Source organism: Micromonospora hortensis, from assembly GCF_022230935.1.
Taxonomy (GTDB): Bacteria; Actinomycetota; Actinomycetes; order Mycobacteriales; family Micromonosporaceae; genus Micromonospora; species Micromonospora hortensis.
Genome location: NZ_JAKKFE010000001.1, coordinates 15,379 through 31,246, shown reverse-complemented (window position 1 = coordinate 31,246; position 15,868 = coordinate 15,379). Strand labels below are relative to the sequence as shown.

General features: G+C 70.2%; 12 protein-coding genes. 7 read left to right on the top strand and 5 right to left on the bottom strand.

The window, feature by feature from the left end; all coding sequences use genetic code 11:
- Positions 1-169 precede the first annotated feature (169 nt).
- Positions 170-1,036, bottom strand: a complete 867-nt coding sequence (locus NIE111_RS00135; protein WP_238682403.1) for a copper resistance CopC family protein — start codon at positions 1,034-1,036, stop codon at positions 170-172.
- A 103-nt stretch (positions 1,037-1,139) separates the two neighbouring features.
- Here NIE111_RS00135 and NIE111_RS00130 point away from each other — a divergent pair, with 103 nt between their 5' ends.
- From NIE111_RS00130 to NIE111_RS00120, 3 genes are read left to right on the top strand one after another with little or no spacing between them, the layout of a single operon-like run.
- Positions 1,140-1,616, top strand: a complete 477-nt coding sequence (locus tag NIE111_RS00130; RefSeq protein ID WP_238682402.1) for a cupredoxin domain-containing protein — start codon at positions 1,140-1,142, stop codon at positions 1,614-1,616.
- A 5-nt stretch (positions 1,617-1,621) separates the two neighbouring features.
- On the top strand, positions 1,622-2,962 hold the full coding sequence (locus tag NIE111_RS00125) for a hypothetical protein (RefSeq protein WP_238682401.1): 1,341 nt from the start codon (positions 1,622-1,624) through the stop codon (positions 2,960-2,962).
- Positions 2,963-2,999: 37 nt separating this feature from the next.
- Entirely contained in the window at positions 3,000-3,767 is a 768-nt protein-coding gene (locus NIE111_RS00120) for a nucleotidyltransferase domain-containing protein (RefSeq protein ID WP_238682400.1), read from the top strand.
- A 35-nt stretch (positions 3,768-3,802) separates the two neighbouring features.
- On the opposite strand, the gene NIE111_RS00115 is transcribed toward NIE111_RS00120, so the two are convergent.
- From NIE111_RS00115 to NIE111_RS00105, 3 genes are all read right to left on the bottom strand, one after another.
- Positions 3,803-5,197, bottom strand: coding sequence for a dihydrolipoyl dehydrogenase family protein (locus NIE111_RS00115; protein ID WP_238682399.1), 1,395 nt, complete (start codon positions 5,195-5,197; stop codon positions 3,803-3,805).
- Positions 5,198-5,459: 262 nt separating this feature from the next.
- A complete protein-coding gene (locus NIE111_RS00110; protein WP_238682398.1) occupies positions 5,460-7,202 on the bottom strand; it encodes a coiled-coil domain-containing protein in 1,743 nt (580 codons plus the stop codon).
- Between the two features lie 247 nt (positions 7,203-7,449).
- Positions 7,450-9,024 carry a bifunctional NAD(P)/FAD-dependent oxidoreductase/class I SAM-dependent methyltransferase gene (locus tag NIE111_RS00105; RefSeq protein ID WP_238682397.1) on the bottom strand — a complete coding sequence of 525 codons (1,575 nt, stop codon included), beginning with the start codon at positions 9,022-9,024 and terminating at the stop codon, positions 7,450-7,452.
- 76 nt (positions 9,025-9,100) lie between these two features.
- Between NIE111_RS00105 and NIE111_RS00100 the strand changes: the two genes are divergently transcribed.
- Entirely contained in the window at positions 9,101-9,697 is a 597-nt protein-coding gene (locus NIE111_RS00100) for a helix-turn-helix domain-containing protein (RefSeq protein WP_238682396.1), read from the top strand.
- 18 nt (positions 9,698-9,715) lie between these two features.
- On the opposite strand, the gene argJ is transcribed toward NIE111_RS00100, so the two are convergent.
- Complete coding sequence (gene argJ / locus NIE111_RS00095; RefSeq protein ID WP_238682395.1) at positions 9,716-10,864, bottom strand: bifunctional glutamate N-acetyltransferase/amino-acid acetyltransferase ArgJ; 1,149 nt, start codon at positions 10,862-10,864, stop codon at positions 9,716-9,718.
- A gap of 431 nt (positions 10,865-11,295) precedes the next feature.
- Between argJ and NIE111_RS00090 the strand changes: the two genes are divergently transcribed.
- From NIE111_RS00090 to NIE111_RS00080, 3 genes are all read left to right on the top strand, one after another.
- Positions 11,296-12,135, top strand: coding sequence for an alpha/beta hydrolase (locus NIE111_RS00090; RefSeq protein ID WP_238682394.1), 840 nt, complete (start codon positions 11,296-11,298; stop codon positions 12,133-12,135).
- A gap of 656 nt (positions 12,136-12,791) precedes the next feature.
- Complete coding sequence (locus tag NIE111_RS00085; RefSeq protein ID WP_238682393.1) at positions 12,792-13,382, top strand: type III secretion system chaperone family protein; 591 nt, start codon at positions 12,792-12,794, stop codon at positions 13,380-13,382.
- A 1,166-nt stretch (positions 13,383-14,548) separates the two neighbouring features.
- Complete coding sequence (locus NIE111_RS00080; protein WP_238682392.1) at positions 14,549-15,745, top strand: helix-turn-helix domain-containing protein; 1,197 nt, start codon at positions 14,549-14,551, stop codon at positions 15,743-15,745.
- The last annotated feature ends 123 nt before the right edge of the window (positions 15,746-15,868 follow it).

Genomic DNA, 15,868 nt, shown 5'->3' with positions numbered 1-15,868 from the left:
CGTCCTCGACGCCGACGAGTGACATTGCGGAAACACCGGGTGGATGGCTCGGAACATTAAGGGGTTTCGATTGGACTGTCCATGGCTTCGCCTCGATACATCAAAAGTTCCCTATGTCCGTGCGAAAGTTCGCGATAATACGCGAAGAATGCCCGACTATTGCGCCGGCCTACCGCCGTCCGCGCCGCTGCGGGCCACCGCTCCGATTGCCGGTCTTTCGAGTCGGGTTGGCGGACTTGCGGGTTGCGGCTCCGCCTCGGCCCGCGCCGTCGGCGGACCGACTGTCCGCAGTGGAGGCTCCGCGTACCGAGGGCCGACGGCGAGCCGCCACCAGCACGATCGCCGAGACCACGACGACGATCAGGGCCGGGACCAACCAGGCCGGGAACCCGCCGTCGCGCTGCTCCTTCGCGGCGTCAGCCGGCTCGCTCGCCGCAGCGCCGGTGGGGGCGACGGAGCTGCCGGTGGCCCCAGGATTGGTCGAGCCCTCGCCCTCGGCCTGGGCGAGCAGCGCCGGATCCGGCCCCGCCGTGGGCACCGACCAACCGGCCGGGGCCGGCGTGCCCGGGCCCTGGTAGTCGAAGGTCACCTCGCCCCGCACCGCCTCACCGTCCGAGGCGACCGAGAGGTAGCTGGCGGTGTAGCGGCCCTTCGCCGGCCAGTGCGCGACGGTCACCATCGCCGGGAAGCCGGTGTGGTAGAGCCGTGGCTCGAACACACCGTTGACCATGAAGTACTCGGTGACCGGCTTGTCCAGTCGCTTCGGCTCACCGTAGGACCACCCGTTGTCCACTCGCGACCCGTCCGGACCGCTGATGGCGAAGTGCGCGTTGGACGCCGGCTTCTCGGTGAAGTACAACGCCAACTGGGTCAGTGGCTCGCGTACGACAGTGCCCTTCAGCGGGGTGGAGGTCGCCAGCTGGCCGTGCGCGGACGCCGGGGCGACGGGCAGCAGCAGCGACACCACCACTGTCGCCGCCAGCGCAGCCACGACACGACTCAGAACCTCACGCACAGTGACCAGCTTCGATCGCATTCGTTCATCATGGTCATTTCCCCCGCACCGAACAAGACGTAGAGTTCTCCTCCCCGACGATCAACCCGACACCCGTCCCCCTCGCGTCGTTCGGAGTTCGCCCGTGTTCGTCAGTACCCCCAACACCCGGACCGCCGCCACCCTCGCCGCCGCCACCCTCGGCGCCCTGCTCCTCGCCGGTTGCGGGCAGGACGACGAACCCTCGGTGGCGACCCCCTCGCCGGCACCCACGTCCGTCGCCCCGTCGGGCGCCACCCCCACCGCGTCGACCCCGACGGCCACCGGCACGCCCAGCGCCTCCGCCAGCACCGACGCGGTGGACAAACAGATCACCGTCACGATCGCGAAGAAGCGGGTCGATCCGCCCACTGGACGGGTCACCGTCAGTAAGGGTCAGATGGTCCGGATCACCGTCACCTCCGACGTGGCCGACGAACTGCACGTGCACGGCTACGACCTGGGCGCCCGCCTGCCGGCCGGCACGCCCGGCTCGGTGGAGTTCCGCGCCGACAAGACCGGGCTGTTCGAGGTGGAGACGCACGAGTCCGAGCTGGTGCTCTTCCAGCTCGTCGTCCGCTGAACGAGATGACGGCCGCTCCCACGCTGCTGGCACACGGCGTCGGTGGCCGTCAGGACCTGCCGATCACGCTGCCGCAGCTCGTCGTCGCCGCCGCGCTGACCCTCGTCGTCACGTTCGTGGCGCTGGGCCTGCTCTGGCGCGAACCCCGGCTCGACCGGGACGCCACCGGCGGTCGCCCGGTGCCGCAGTGGCTCGCCCGACTCGTCGACGCGTCCGCGTTGCGGTGGGCGCTGCGCGGGCTCGGCCTGCTCGCCGCCGCCTGGTTCTGCCTCGGTCTGCTGGGCGGGCCCGACACCGCTGACAACCCGACCGCCGGCGTGCTCTACGTGCTGCTCTGGATCGGGCTGGCCCCACTGTCGCTGCTGCTCGGCCCGATCTGGCGGGCGGTCAACCCGCTGCGCACCGTGCACCTGCTCGCGGCGCTGGCGACGCGGCGCGACCCGAACCGTGGGCTCCGTGAGCTGCCCGACAGCGTCGGCTGGTGGCCGGCCGCCGCCACACTGTTCGGGTTCGTCTGGCTGGAACTGGTCGCCCCCGACCGGGCCACCCTGCCGGTCATCACCGCCTGGCTGGCCGGGTACGCGGTGGTCCTGTTGGCCGGCGCGGTGCTGTTCGGCTCCGGCTGGTTCGACCACGCCGACCCGTTCGAGGCGTACAGCACAGTGATTGGTCAACTCGCCCCGCTCGGCCGGGCCGCCGACGGCGTGCTGGTCTGGCGCAACCCGCTCGACGGGATCGCCGGCCTGCGACCCCGCCCCGGGCTGGTCGCCGTGGTGATCGTGCTGCTCGGCTCGACCATGTTCGACAGCCTCTCCAACGCGCCGGGCTGGTTGCGCTTCAGCCAGGAGAACGGCCTGCACCCGGCGGTCACCGGCAGCGCCGGTCTGAGCCTCGTCATCGCCGCCGTCGCTGTGGCGTACCTCGCCGCCACCGGTGCCGCGGCGCGCATCGGTCGCGCCGACGCCGCCGAGGCCCGTGGGGTGCCGGGCGAGATCGCCCACTCCATCGTGCCGATCGCTGTGGGGTACGTGGTCGCGCACTACTACTCGCTGCTGATCCTGGAGGGCCAGCGCACCGTCGCGTTGCTCTCCGACCCCCTGGGCGCCGGCGCCAACTGGCTCGGCACCGCCGACTGGGAGCCGCAGACCGCGCTGATCACGCCGTCCGGGGTGGCGACCCTCCAGATCACCGTCATCATTCTCGGACACCTGCTCGGCACGCTGCTCGCCCACGACCGCGCCCTGTACCTGTTCCCCCGGGCCCGGGCGGTGGCCGGCCAACTACCCCTGCTGGCGCTGATGGTCGCCTACACCGTCGCCGGTCTGCTGCTGCTCTACGCGGGGTAGCCCCGCCCGGGCTCCGACCCGTGCGTCATGATGGCCCGTGGACTCCGATCTTCAGCGCTACCTCGACGAGCTGGTCAGCACCGCCCGGGACGTGCTCGGCGACGACCTGGTCGGCGCGTACGCGGCCGGCTCGGTGGGGCTCGGGGCGTACCAGCCAGGCCGCAGCGACGTGGACGTGGCGCTGCTCAGCGCCGGGCCGCTCACCGACACCGCCAAGCGGACGTTGGTCGCCCGGCTGCGGCACGAGGCGCTGCCCTGCCCCGCGCGCGGACTGGAGCTGGTCGTCTACGACCGGGCGGTGGCCGCCTCCGGCACCCCGGAGCCCGGCTTCGAGGTCGAACTGAACACCGGGGCCGGCATGCCGTTCCGGCGCACCCTCGACCCCGCCGACCGCCCGGCCGCCGACGGCCGATTCTGGTACGGCCTCGATCGCAGCATCCTGCACCAGAGTGGACTCCCACTGCTCGGCCCGCCGGCCGGAGAGGCCTTCACCGACCTCGCCCCGGCCGACCTGCGCCGCCTGCTCATCGAGGCGCTGTCCTGGTGGCTCGCCCTGCCCACACCGCCGGCCGACCAACCCGCGCCCGGCACCGAGGACGCCGTACTCGGCGCCTGCCGGTCGCTGGTGCGCCACCGCGACGGCGTCTGGCTCGCGAAGGTGGCCGCCGGGCAGCGGCTGATCGACGCCGGCGACCCGGCCGAGGTGATCCGTCAGGCGGTCGCCGCGCGACACGGCGGGCCGCCGCCCACCGGTGCGCAGGCCCGCGCCTTCCAACAACGGGTACGCGACGAGATCGCCGGGTAGCCGCTTCGCCGCTGCGGGGGCGGGCCGCGCGGCGCTCAGCGGACCGGGCTGGCCTTCATCGAGGCGAAGAGCAGGTTGAGACCCTCGGTCATGGTCGGGTGGGTGATGATCGCGTCCCGAAGAGCGGTCCACGGCATCCCGGCGAGCATGGCCAGCTGCACCGAGGTGATCACCTCACCGGCCTCGGCGCCGAGCAGCGCCGCGCCGAGGATCCGGTCGGTGCTGGTGTCGACGACCGCCTTCCACATGCCCTGGGTCTGACGCAGGGTGCGCGCCCGGGGGATGGCGGCGACCGGCAGGTGGGCGACCTGGATGTCGTACCCGGCGCGGCGCGCCTCGGTCTCGGTCAGCCCGATCCGCGCCAGCTCCGGGGTGGTGAAGACGGTGTACGGGATCAGCCGGTCGGCGGTGCTGCGCTGGCCCCCCGCGAGGTTCGCCCGGATGATTCGGTAGTCGTCCAACGAGACGTGGGTGAACTGCGGGCTGCCGGCGACGTCCCCGGCCGCCCAGGTGCGCTCGGCGCTGGTGCGCAGGTGCTCGTCGACCTCGACGAAGCCCCGCTCGCTGAGTCGTACGCCGGCCACGTCCAGGCCGAGCCCGTCGGTGACCGGCTCCCGGCCGGCCGCCACCAGCACGTCGTCCCCGATCACCACGCTGCCGTCGTCCAGCGTCACCCGCAGCGAGTCGTCGGCCTCCCGGTCGACCCGCGCGACCGCCACACCCACCCGTACGTCGATGCCGTCATCGAGGAAGACGCGCGTCACCGCGTCGCTGACGTCGGGGTCCTCGCGGGTGAGCAGCCGTGGACCGCCCTCCACCAGTGTCACAGCGCTGCCGAACAGCGCGAACATCTGCGCGAACTCCACCCCGACGGTGCCGCCGCCGAGGACCACCAGCCGGGCCGGCAGCCGGTCCAGGTGCAGCAACTCGTCGCTGGTGAGCACCCCGGCCTCGGCCATCCCGGGCACCGACGGCAGGTGGGGGCGGGTGCCCGTGTTGATCACCACGTCGCTGCCGCGCAACAGTCGCTCGCCGCCGTCGGCGAGTGCCACCCGTACGGTTCGTGGGCCGACGAACTGGGCCTCGCCGATCACCAGGTGCAGGCCGGAGTCGAGAAACTGCTGCCGGTTGGCGGCGACCATCCCCTCGACCACGTCCTGCTTGTGCGCGCGCAACAGGTCGATGTCGACCCGGCCACCCTCCACCGTCAGGCCGAGCGCCGACGCGTCCCGCAACTGGCGGGCAGCCCGCGCGCTGGTCACCAGGGCCTTCGTCGGGATGCACGCGACGTTGATGCAGCTACCGCCGATCATGCCGCGCTCGACCATGGCGACCCGCTGCCCGGATCGGGCGACGTCCATGCTCAACGTCTTGCCGGCCTTGCCGCCACCGACGACGAGCAGGTCGAACTCCTCCGGTTGGTCGGTCACCGGGCGCTCCTCTCGGTCACCGGCCAGGCCGGCGGCCACCGCTGGTGCGCGGCGGCCAGCCCAGCCTGCCAGCTCAAACGGGCACCGCGACCCGGTTCCGCGCAGAATCCGCCCGGGCCGCCCCCATTCCGCGATCTTGCACTTACTGTCGCGACGTAGGGGGCATTCCGTGCATCTCGGCGACCGAAACCGCAAGATCGGCGGGGACGGGACCCGGGCCCGCGCGGATTCGCTTCGGGCCCGGGTTCGATCGCTGCTGAGGTCAGTGCCGGACGGCGCCGTTCTCGCTGACCGGCTGCCCGAAGGCGAGGAACGGTACGGGCGTCGGTGTGTCAGTGCCGATGTGCCGAGGGAAGGTCGGCTCGGCGTCGTCGGCGCTCACGTCCCGGCTTGCCGTACGGTCGGAGGCCACCGACTCGTCCGCCACTGCCGGTGCGCCAGCATGCTCGTCGTTCGCCTGCTCGGCTGGGGCCTGGTCGCCGTTCGCCTGCTCGGTCGGGGACCGGTCGCCGTTGGCCTGGCCTACCGGGGTCAGGTCGGCGTAGCCGCTCTGGACCGGGCTCCGGTCGGCAGGCGCGGCGTTGAGCGGGGCGCGGTCGGCGGTGGCGCGATCGGCGTCCGCGTCGTCCACGGCGGGTCGCTCGGCGGAGTACCGGTCGACGCCCACGCGCTCGACGGTGAGCCGCTCGACGCCTACCCGCTCCGGGGCGGGTCGGTCGGCGCTGGAGCGGGAACCCACCATCGGGTACTCAGCGGTCTCCGTACCGCCGGCTGCCGCGGCCATGACCGCGGCGGCGGCGAGGTCGGCCACCCGCTTCGCCTCCCGCTGTACGCGGGCGCGGACATCCTTGGCGTGCCGCTCGGCGGAGTCCCCGGCACGCCGGGCCTCGTCCAACCGGGCACTCTCGGCGGTCAGGTCCCGGCGGACCTCACCGAGTCGCTGCTGCATTCGGGACAGCTCGTTCTCCAGCGTCTCGCCCTCCTGGCGGATCTCGGCGAGCTGCTGGCGGCCGGTGTCCAGCTCGGCGTTCAGCTCGGCGGCCTCCTGCCGGCGCTCCTCAAGCTCCTTCTGCAGGGCGGCGAGCTGCTGCTGATGGCTGGCGGCCTGCTCGTCGGCGCGGTTGCGCAGCTCGGTCACGTGCTGCTGCGCCTCGGCCAGCAGCGCGGCGATCTGCTGCTCGGTCGCGCTGCGCTCCTCGGCCAGCTCCTGCTCGGCGGCGGCCTGCTGTTCGGCGATGTCCTGCTCGGCGGCGGTACGCCGCTCGTTGACCTCGCGCTCCACGGTGGCCTGCCACTGGGCCATCTCCTGCTGGTGCTTGGAGCGGGCCGACTGGAGTTCCTGCTGGATCTGGGTACGGGCCGACTTCATCAGCGCGTCGGCGGCGACCCGGGTCTGGTTGAGCTGCTGTGCGCTCTGCTCGGTGATCCGCTTGGCTTCGTGCTGGGCGCGTTCGTGCGCGGCCTCACCGTCGGCCCGCAACTGCTCGGCGTGCTCGCGGATCGCTGTCAGTTCAGCTTCGGCGTGGGTGCGCCGTTCCTCGTGCGCCTGCTCCTGCTCGGTCCGCCGGGCGGCCAGCTCCTCGGCCAGATCCTGACGTGCCTGCGCGGCCCGCTCACGGGTGTCGGCGAGGATCCGCTCGGACTCGCTGCGCAGCTCGTTGGCCCGGTCGGTGGCCGACTCGGTGATGATGCCGGCCTGCTTTTCGGCGAGCGCCATGATCTCGCCGACCATCGGGCCCAGATCGTGGAACGAAGCGCGGTCCACCTGCACGGGTTGCTCCTGAAGCTCAGCCAGTTCGGCGCGCAGCCGCTGCACCTCGGCGGTCAGTTCACGGACGCGGACGGCGGAGCGCCCGTGCTCTCCGCTCAGCATGGCTATCTGGCCGTCGAGCTGCTCCAGGTGCCGGTCCACCTGGCGTTTGTCGTATCCGCGCAGGGCGAGCTCGAAGCTCGGCCGGGAGGCCGCATCGTCGCGTGCTGCGTGCGGCTCAGCGCCGATGGACATGCACCATCCTCCGTACGATCGGGGCGTCAGGGTCGGCGGTCGCCTGCCCCACGGGCCGTCAGTGTGGCGCAACGCTACCGCCGACCGGACCTCATGCGAAGTCCTGCCCCACCACCTCTCACGTTGCCGTCCCGCGTTCCCCCGATCCCGCGCCGATCATGGACTCGCGGTGCCGGAAAGGTGGTGCTCCACCACCTTTGTCATCCACCACAACTCCATGATCGACGCAGGTCACCTCGGCGCGAGGTCAGCGTCGGCGGGCCACCAGGACCGCGTCGTGGTGGGTGATGTCCTCGCCGTTCTGGTTGGTGACGAGGCGGGAGCGTTCCTCAGCCGCCAGCACCTCCCAGTGAGCCGGCTCCAGATCGGCGGCCACGTCCTGAGCGGTGTACATCATGTCCGGCATGTGCATCCGGTGCGCCGACCCCCACAGATCCGACGGGTGGTGCCCGACGATCAGCAGGACACCGCCCGGTGCCACCGCCGCGGCCAGCCGGCCGAACAACTCCCGCCGCTGCTCCGGGGGCAGGTGCATGAACTGCGCGGACACCAGGTCGTACGCCTCCTCGGTGGGCGGCTTGTCCCGCAGGTCGGCGTGGGTGAACTCGATCCGATCGCCCACGCCGGCGGCCTCGGCGTGCGCGGCGGCCCGGCTCAACGCCGTGCTGGAGATGTCCACCGCCGTCACCTGCCAGCCGCGCTCGGCCAACCACACCGCGTCGCCGCCCTCGCCGCTGCCCACGTCCAGCGCGCGCCCCGGGGCCAGATCGGTGACCTCGGCGACCAGCTGCGGGTTCGGTCGGCCACTCCAGACCGACGGCCGGGACTGGTAGCGCTCCTCCCACGCCGGCTCCTCGAACGTCGTGGCCACCAACTGCCGGTACGCGGCCACCGCGTCCCGGGTCTCCTCGGCGATGAGATCGGCGTTGATCGCCGCCGCCGCGTTCAGACCGGCCCCGGCGGACGTGATCACCTGACCGCGAATGTCGGCCACGTTGCCCGCCACCCAGACACCCGGGACGGTCGTCGCGCCGGTGGCGTCGGCGGAGATCTGGGCGCCGATGACGTGCTCACCCATCATCACCTCCTCCGGGGCCAGGCCGAGCCCCACCAGCACATCGGAGCGGGGAGTCAGCCGCGTCGCCACCACTATCGCGTCGAGCGCCACCACCCGGCCGTCGGCGAGCCGTACACCGGTCAGCGCGTCGTCGGTCACCTCCACCGCGGCGACCGGGCCGGGCACCACAGCGATGCTGCGGGCGGCGAGCCGCTCGGCGGTCTCCGCGTCGGGTGCGGGGGAGTCGTGCAGGAGGAGCAGCACGCTGGAGCTCCACTGTCGCCACATCTCGGCCTGGTGCACGCTCAGCGGGCTGGTCGCCAGGACGCCGATGCGGCGGTCCCGAACCTCCCAGCCGTGGCAGTACGGGCAGTGCAGCACGTCACGACCCCACCGCTTGGCCAGGCCGGGCACGTCGGGCAGTTCGTCGGTCAGACCGGTGGTCACCAGCAGCCGGCGGGCCCGCACCGAGTCCCCGCCGTCCACGCTCAGCCGGAACCCGTCGTCGTCCCGGGTCGCCGCCCGCACGCGTCCGGTGCGGAACTGCCCGCCGTACCCGGCCACCTCGGCCCGGCCGATCGTGAGCAGCTCGCCCGGCGGCGTCCCCTCCCGGCCCAGGTAGTTGTGCACCCGGTCGGCCGGTGCGTTGCGCGGCTCACCGGAGTCGATCACCAGCACCGACCGTCGGGCCCGGCTCAGCGCCAGGGCTCCGCTGAGCCCTGCGGCGCCGCCGCCCACCACCACCACGTCGTATGTCTCGTCCACCGGTATCTCCCTCTTGCTTCGTCGGCTGCGCCCACCATCCGTCGCCGCCGGCAGGGTGGCAACTATCCTTGCCGTTATGGCAAACGAGGACAGCGCCGCCCTGGCGGCAGTCGGCCCCCGGCTGCGTGCCCTACGTCACCAACGCGGGACCACGCTGACCCAGCTCGCCGACCTGACCGGCATCTCGGTGAGCACCCTGTCCCGGCTGGAGTCCGGGAGCCGTCGCCCCACCCTGGAGTTACTGCTCCCGCTGGCGAGGGCCTACCAGGTGGCGCTGGACGAACTGGTCGACGCCCCCGCCACCGGCGACCCCCGGGTACGCCCCAAACCGATAGTCATCCACGGCGTGACGTACCTGCCGCTGACCCGCCGACCGGGCGGTGTCCAGGCCTTCAAGCAGATCTTCCCGCCGGACCCGTCCGCCGGGGGCCGAATCCCGCAGGCCCACGAGGGGTACGAGTGGCTCTACGTGCTCTCCGGCCGGCTACGCCTGCTGCTCGGTGACCGCGATCTGACGCTGACCCCGGGAGAGGTGGCCGAGTTCGACACCCGCATCCCGCACCTCTTCTTCAACCCCGGCCCCGGCACCGCCGAAGCCCTCAGTCTCTTCGGGCCGCAGGGGGAGCGGTTGCACGTCCGCGCCCGCCCGGCCAGGCCCGACAAGCAGCAGTAGCCCCGGACGCGCCGCCGTTCAGGTGGTGTAGTCAGCGTTGATCCGGATGTATCCGTCGGTCAGGTCGCACCCGTACACGGTGAAGGCGCCGGCGCCGATACCCAGGTCGACCTCGATCACCACGTCGTCGCCTTCGAGGTGGCGCCGCAGCCGAACCAGCGTCTCCTCGGTGGCCTGCGCCGGATACACCTCGATACCGCCGAAGCCGATCCGGACCCGTTGCTGGTCGATGTCTTCGTCGTCCTCGCACTTGCCGACCGCCATGGCTACCCGGCCCCAGTTCGGGTCCGCGCCGTGCACGGCTGTCTTCACCAGCGGCGAGTTGACGACGGCCTTGCCCACCCGCTTGGCCTGCTCGCCGTCCCGGGCACCGCTGACCCGGACCTCGATGAGTTTGCTGGCGCCCTCGCCGTCGCGGGCGACCATCCGCACCAGATCCAGCGCGACCGTATACAACGCCTGTTCGAACTCGTCCAGATCGACCGGCCCGGCCAGGCCGTTGGCGAAGACCGCCGCCGTGTCACTCGTGGAGGTGTCGGTGTCGATGCTGACCGCGTTGAAAGTGCGGGCGATGACCGACCGGAACACCCGGTCCAGCTCGGCCGGCTCGATGCGGGCGTCGGTACAGAAGAAGGTCAACAGGGTCGCCATGTTCGGTTCGATCATGCCGACGCCCTTCGCGACGCCGACGATGCTCGCCGCTCCGCAGCTGGCCCGCACCACCTTGGGCGTGGTGTCGGTGGTCATGATCGCCCGGGCGACCCGGTCGAAATCGGCAGGCGGAAAGGGCCACCGAAGATCGGCCAGGCGCTGTCGCACCCTCGGCATCGGATACTGCTTCCCGATCACCCCGGTCGAGGCGATGAGCAGTTCGTCGTCGTCCAGTCCGGCGGCGCGAGCCACTGTGGACCGCACCTCGCGGGCGTTCTCCAGCCCCTCCTTGCCGGTGGCCACGTTCGCGTTGCGGGAGAGCACCACGACGCCGCGGGCGGACGATGTCGACGCCGCCGAACGGCTGAGCAGGACGCTGGGGCCGGCGAACCGGGAGCGGGTGAACACCGCGGCGCTGACCGCTGGCACCTCGGAGACCAGGGCGGCGAAGTCGTCCTCGTCATCCTTGAGCCCGGCGTTCGCGACCACCGCGCGGAACCCCTGCGGAACGATCATGTACTGCTCCATCCTTCTCGTCTCGGCCCGGTCCTGGGCCCCGAATGCCGCCGCGGACGACGTCAAGGCTCACGCCAACTCGGACACCGGTGACCTGCCGTTCACCGAAGCCGGTCACCGGGGAGCGGACCTCCGCGCGTCGGCACGGCGCAGGCCGAAGCCCATCGAAGGCCAGCTGCAGCGGCACGCCCTTCGTGACCCAAGGTATCAATGCGGTCGCTGTCCGACGGACGCCCGCCCGGCGCATCCCAGGGACGGTCCGCCGCTCCGTCAACTCCGCCCCCGGCACCGCCGAGGCCTCAGCCTCTTCGGGCCGCAGGGGGAGCGGCTGTGCGTCCGGGCCCGCCCCGCCGCCGCGCAGGACAAGGGGTGATCAAATAGGCAGGTCCGCGTCCGGTCCGGGCGGTCGACGTCGATGCGAAAATGGCCCGATGACCAATGCGGCATCCAAGCGCTGGAGCGACCGGATCGAGCACCATGACATCATCGTCAACGAGGTGCCGGGCCTCCGTCCACTGACCTTGGATCTTGTCGTTCCAGTGGAGGCACCCCAACCCGTCCCGGTTCTGGTGTGGATCCACGGCGGCGCGTGGCTGTTCGGCTCGCCCAAGCAACCCGCGGACTGGCTCATGGAAGCGGATCCGTTCGCCGCCGCCATCCGTGCCGGGTTCGCTGTCGCCTCCGCGCAGTACCGACTCAGCGGCGAGGCGCACTTTCCCGCTCAACTCGACGACGTCAAGGCGGCGGTGCGATGGCTGCGCCGACACGGCGACCAGGTGGGCGTGGACCGCGAGCGGATCGGGGTGTGGGGCGAGTCGGCCGGTGGACACCTGGCCTCGATGGTCGCGCTGACGGGGGACGACCAGGACGACAGTGACGTCCGGGCGGCGGTCTGCTGGTACGCGCCATCGAACCTCTTGACCATGCAGTCGCAGGCACACCCGTCCGGAACGATCAACCACGACGCGGCGGACTCGCCCGAGTCCCTTCTGATCGGCGCCCCGTTGGCCGACAACCCGGGTCTGGGCCGGGTGGCCAGTCCGATCACCTACGTCACCGACCAGGCCCCACCCATGCTGCTGATCCACGGCGACCAGGACGTGGTCGTACCGGTGGGGCAGAGCGAGGAGCTTGCCGCGGCATTGACCGCGGTGGGGGCCGAGGTCGAGCTGTCGGTGGTGCCGGGCGCCGACCATTGTTTCGGCGGGGTGCCGCTGGAGCCGCTGATCCGCGACACCCTGGCGTTCTTCACCCGGGTCCTGATCGCCTAATGGCCTGAGCCGGCATCGCCAGTAAGTTGCGGTTGCCGTGCCTCCGGCGGGGGCACGACGACTCCGAGATGGTTGGGAGTACGTCGGCGCGTCTCCGCCCGTCTTGACCTGGCGGACCATGCGGTGACCCGCTCCCCAGTGGGCGGGTCGGCGGCAGACAGTGAGGATGGTGGGGTATGTGAAAGGCCCCGCTTCACAGACTAGCGACAGGATTCCGACATCCATAAGGCCGGCCAGGATGGCTGACATCGCTCAGACTCTTGCCTAGATTGATCGCATGCCACCACTGGAAGCCGCAATGTGGGGTGCAATCGGCGGATTCGTGGTCGAGGGACTTGCCTTCGCGGCGGCGATACGGCGTGTAGGCGGATGGCCCTGGCGATGGGCGACCGAGCCGCAGCCGCTCCCGTACGCATCCATGGTGCTGGTCCGAGTTGCGGCGGGTGCGGGACTCGCCGCGCCTGCAGGCTCTTCGGGGCAGGTGTCGACGGCATTTGCTGCCTTCGTTCTCGGAGTTGCCGCTCCGCTTGTTGTCGAGAAGATTGTGCAGACTGCAGCTCAGCAACGGTTGCCGAATCTCACGCATGAGCAGGTGGAAACGCCAATAACTGGTGCTGCAAGCGCCCAATCGGCGCTAGTCCAAGCGGGAGAGAGCGATGCGACTTAACGAGACGTGGGGGCAGCTAATTGCAGCCTTGGGTCGATTAACGCCGGCTTTCACGCCAGCCCCTAACAAAATGCTTCGGCAACGTCGCGCTGAGACAGATGCACTTGCAGAGCCGACGCCGTCTTCGAAGCTGTCGACCGAGCGAATAGCCGAAGCATTGGATATGCTTGAAATTCGCAGCGTCAAGACCGAAGATGGCGAATTGTTGGCGATGTGGGACCGCCACGCTGTTCTCTTCACGGTCGAGGGGCCAGACGGAGAAATCCTCGTATCTCGCGCGAGTCCACATGCAACCATCCCGTCCGACGCGGTGGAAAGGGCGTACCGCGTGATGAATGAATGGAACGCTACGCGGCGTTTCATGAAGGCATACGTCGGCGAGCCGACAAGGCGTAGGCAGTTCCCAATTTTCGGCGAGATGCAAACACCCCTCGGTGCAGGTATTCATAGCGCGCTATTGATCGAACTGTTGGACGCGGCAGCAGCCGTAGCAACGTCCCTTGTGGAGTTTCTCTACGAGGAGGGCATATTTTCTGAGGGGTTTCCGGTGAGAAGGCAGGGTGAAGGAGTTGGCGATTGATTCGATCGGCAGCCCCAGGCGCTAAAGATTCGTTCCACTCCTGCGCGTCGCTGTCGGGTGAATCAGGCTGGAGGAGGAAGATTGAGAGAGGTTGCCGGAGCAAGTGTGTGGGTCGTTTTCCTGGGACTCGTCTTGACGTCGTCTGTTCTCGCCGCATTTGTAGGAAAGCTTCTGGATAGAGGCTCAACGCATGTCGACCGATTGCGAGAAGGGTATGCCGAAGCCGCAAAGGCTCTCGCTGAATGGAGCAACTTTCCCTACAGGATCGAACGGCGGGTAGCTGACGATGCGGAAACCCGCAAGGCGCTCGCCGAACTTGGATCGGATATCACTGATCGGTTGGCCTACTACTCGGGTTGGGTTAGCGCAGACAGTCCAGAGATGGGCGAATTCTACATCCGCCTCGTGACACGTCTTCGGATTGACGTGGCCGAGCATGCCCGATACGCCTGGGACCAGCCACCTCGCCTAACTGGTTCGGAAATGAACATCAGAAAGAGTCTTGTCGAGTCCCCGCCCGTCCGGATCATCTCGGGCTGGGCCTATGTGCAGCTCTTTTCGACCGCCTTCAGGTATAGGTTCGGCTGGCGTCGACACCTGGTCTGGGGGTCCCTGCTGCGACGCCTGCTTCTGGCAAGGGAGGTCAGAGCAGAAGTTGCATTGGCTCGCGCCCGCAGGGGACTGGTCCCCCTCGCTGAGCCCGAACGACCTGCAGCCGCTGAGGCATCGCCACGTTCCCCGGATCTGCAAGATCTTGAGCATGTGCGGGATGGTCAAGCAGCGGAATTGGCCTAAAGCAAGGCCCGCCCAGGTGAGGCTAGGCGCGCCGCCGGAAGCGCTAGTGAATCCTAGACCGTGTGTGACGGCAGCGCTGACAGCAACTGGCCCAGACAGGGGTAGCCGCTGGCAGTAGAGCGCGGACAGCCGCCCGAGGTCCCGCACGTGGGCAGACGTCGCCGGACGGAGCGCCCAGAACTTACAAGCGAGGGGTTGATGTGGCCCCCGGGCCTGGTTGTGCCGAAGGTCGGAAGCGTTCGCCTGGCGGTTGCGGTATTAGCCGTCGTGGTGGGGCGCGTCGGTGCGGTGTCGGGGGTACCGTCGATTGTGGTGGTCTGCCGTGTAGTGGCTGGTGGTCCGCTGCCCGGACCCCTACCTGGGAGACGATGATGAGCGATCCTGCGGCCTTTGGTGCGCGCCTGCGGATGTATCGCGAGCGTGGAGGGAAGACTCGACCCGTTCTCGGCGGGCTGGTCGGGCGTAGCGCAGAGTGGGTCAAGGCGTTGGAAAATGGCCGGCTACTGCCGCCACGCCTGCCCATGCTGCTGCGGCTGGCCGAGGTGCTCGACATCTCGGATCTAGCGGATCTGACCGGTGATCAGTCGTTGCCGGTGGCGTCGGTGACCAGGGCGGGGCATACCGAGGTCGGCAAGGTGGCTGCGGTGATGCAGCGGGCGTCGGTGCCCGTGGGCGCGGTGACGCCGATTGCCGTGATGCGCGATCTGGTGGATCAGGCGTGGGCGTTGTGGCATCGGTCGACGACTGAGCGTACGGCGGTGGCGGCGGTGCTTCCGGGGTTGCTGACGGATGCGCAGCGGAGTGCCCGGATGCTCGACGGCGGGGACCGTCGGCTGGCGTTGGTGGAGCTGGCGCGGGTGTATCACCTGGTGCAGTTGTACCTGGCGCACCAGCCGTTGCCGGAGTTGGTGTGGCTGGCTGCCGACCGGGCGATGTCAGCCGCCCAGGACGCCGACGACCCTGCTGCGATGGCGGTAGCTGCCTGGTACTACGCGCACGTCTATCGGGGCGCGAACCAGGTGGATGCCGCCGAGCAGGTCCTGGTCGAGGCTGCGGCTCTGGTCGACCCTGCGGCGGGTGGTGAGCAGTTGGCGCGGTGGGGTCAGGTGCAGCTCGGCATCGCGCTGGGGCACAGCAAGGCCGGCAGGGCCGGTCGGGCCTGGCGGGCGTGGGATGGTGCCGACTCGGCCGCGAGCCGGCTCGGCGGTGGGTACGTCCATCCATGGTTGATGTTCGGTTCGGCGGCGTGTGCGGCGTACGCGGTCACCATCGAGGCGGACCTGTGCCGCACGGGTGAGGCGGTGCGGCGGGCCGACACCACCGACTATCGGGCGCTGCCCTCGCAGACCCGCCGGGCTGCCGCGCTGATCGATGCCGCGCGGGCGCACCTGCTGGACCGTGGGGAGGTCGCGGCGGTGCACCTGCTCGGCCGGGCATTGCGGGAGAGCGTCGACACGGTGCGACACAACCCGTACGCCCGCTCTGTCGCCCTGGAGCTGTCGAACCGGCCGGGCACGGTCGGTGAGGACGCCCGAGAGTTGGCCCTCGCCATCGGCGTGATCGGGTAACCCTCCCTGAGGTACAAACTCTCCCTGCCGCAACCGGTGACCACTCGTAGCGTTCCCGTCACTGGCGGCGGCGAGACTGTGCCTGCTTGACACCCGATAGAGCCGGACAGAGTCTCGCCGCCG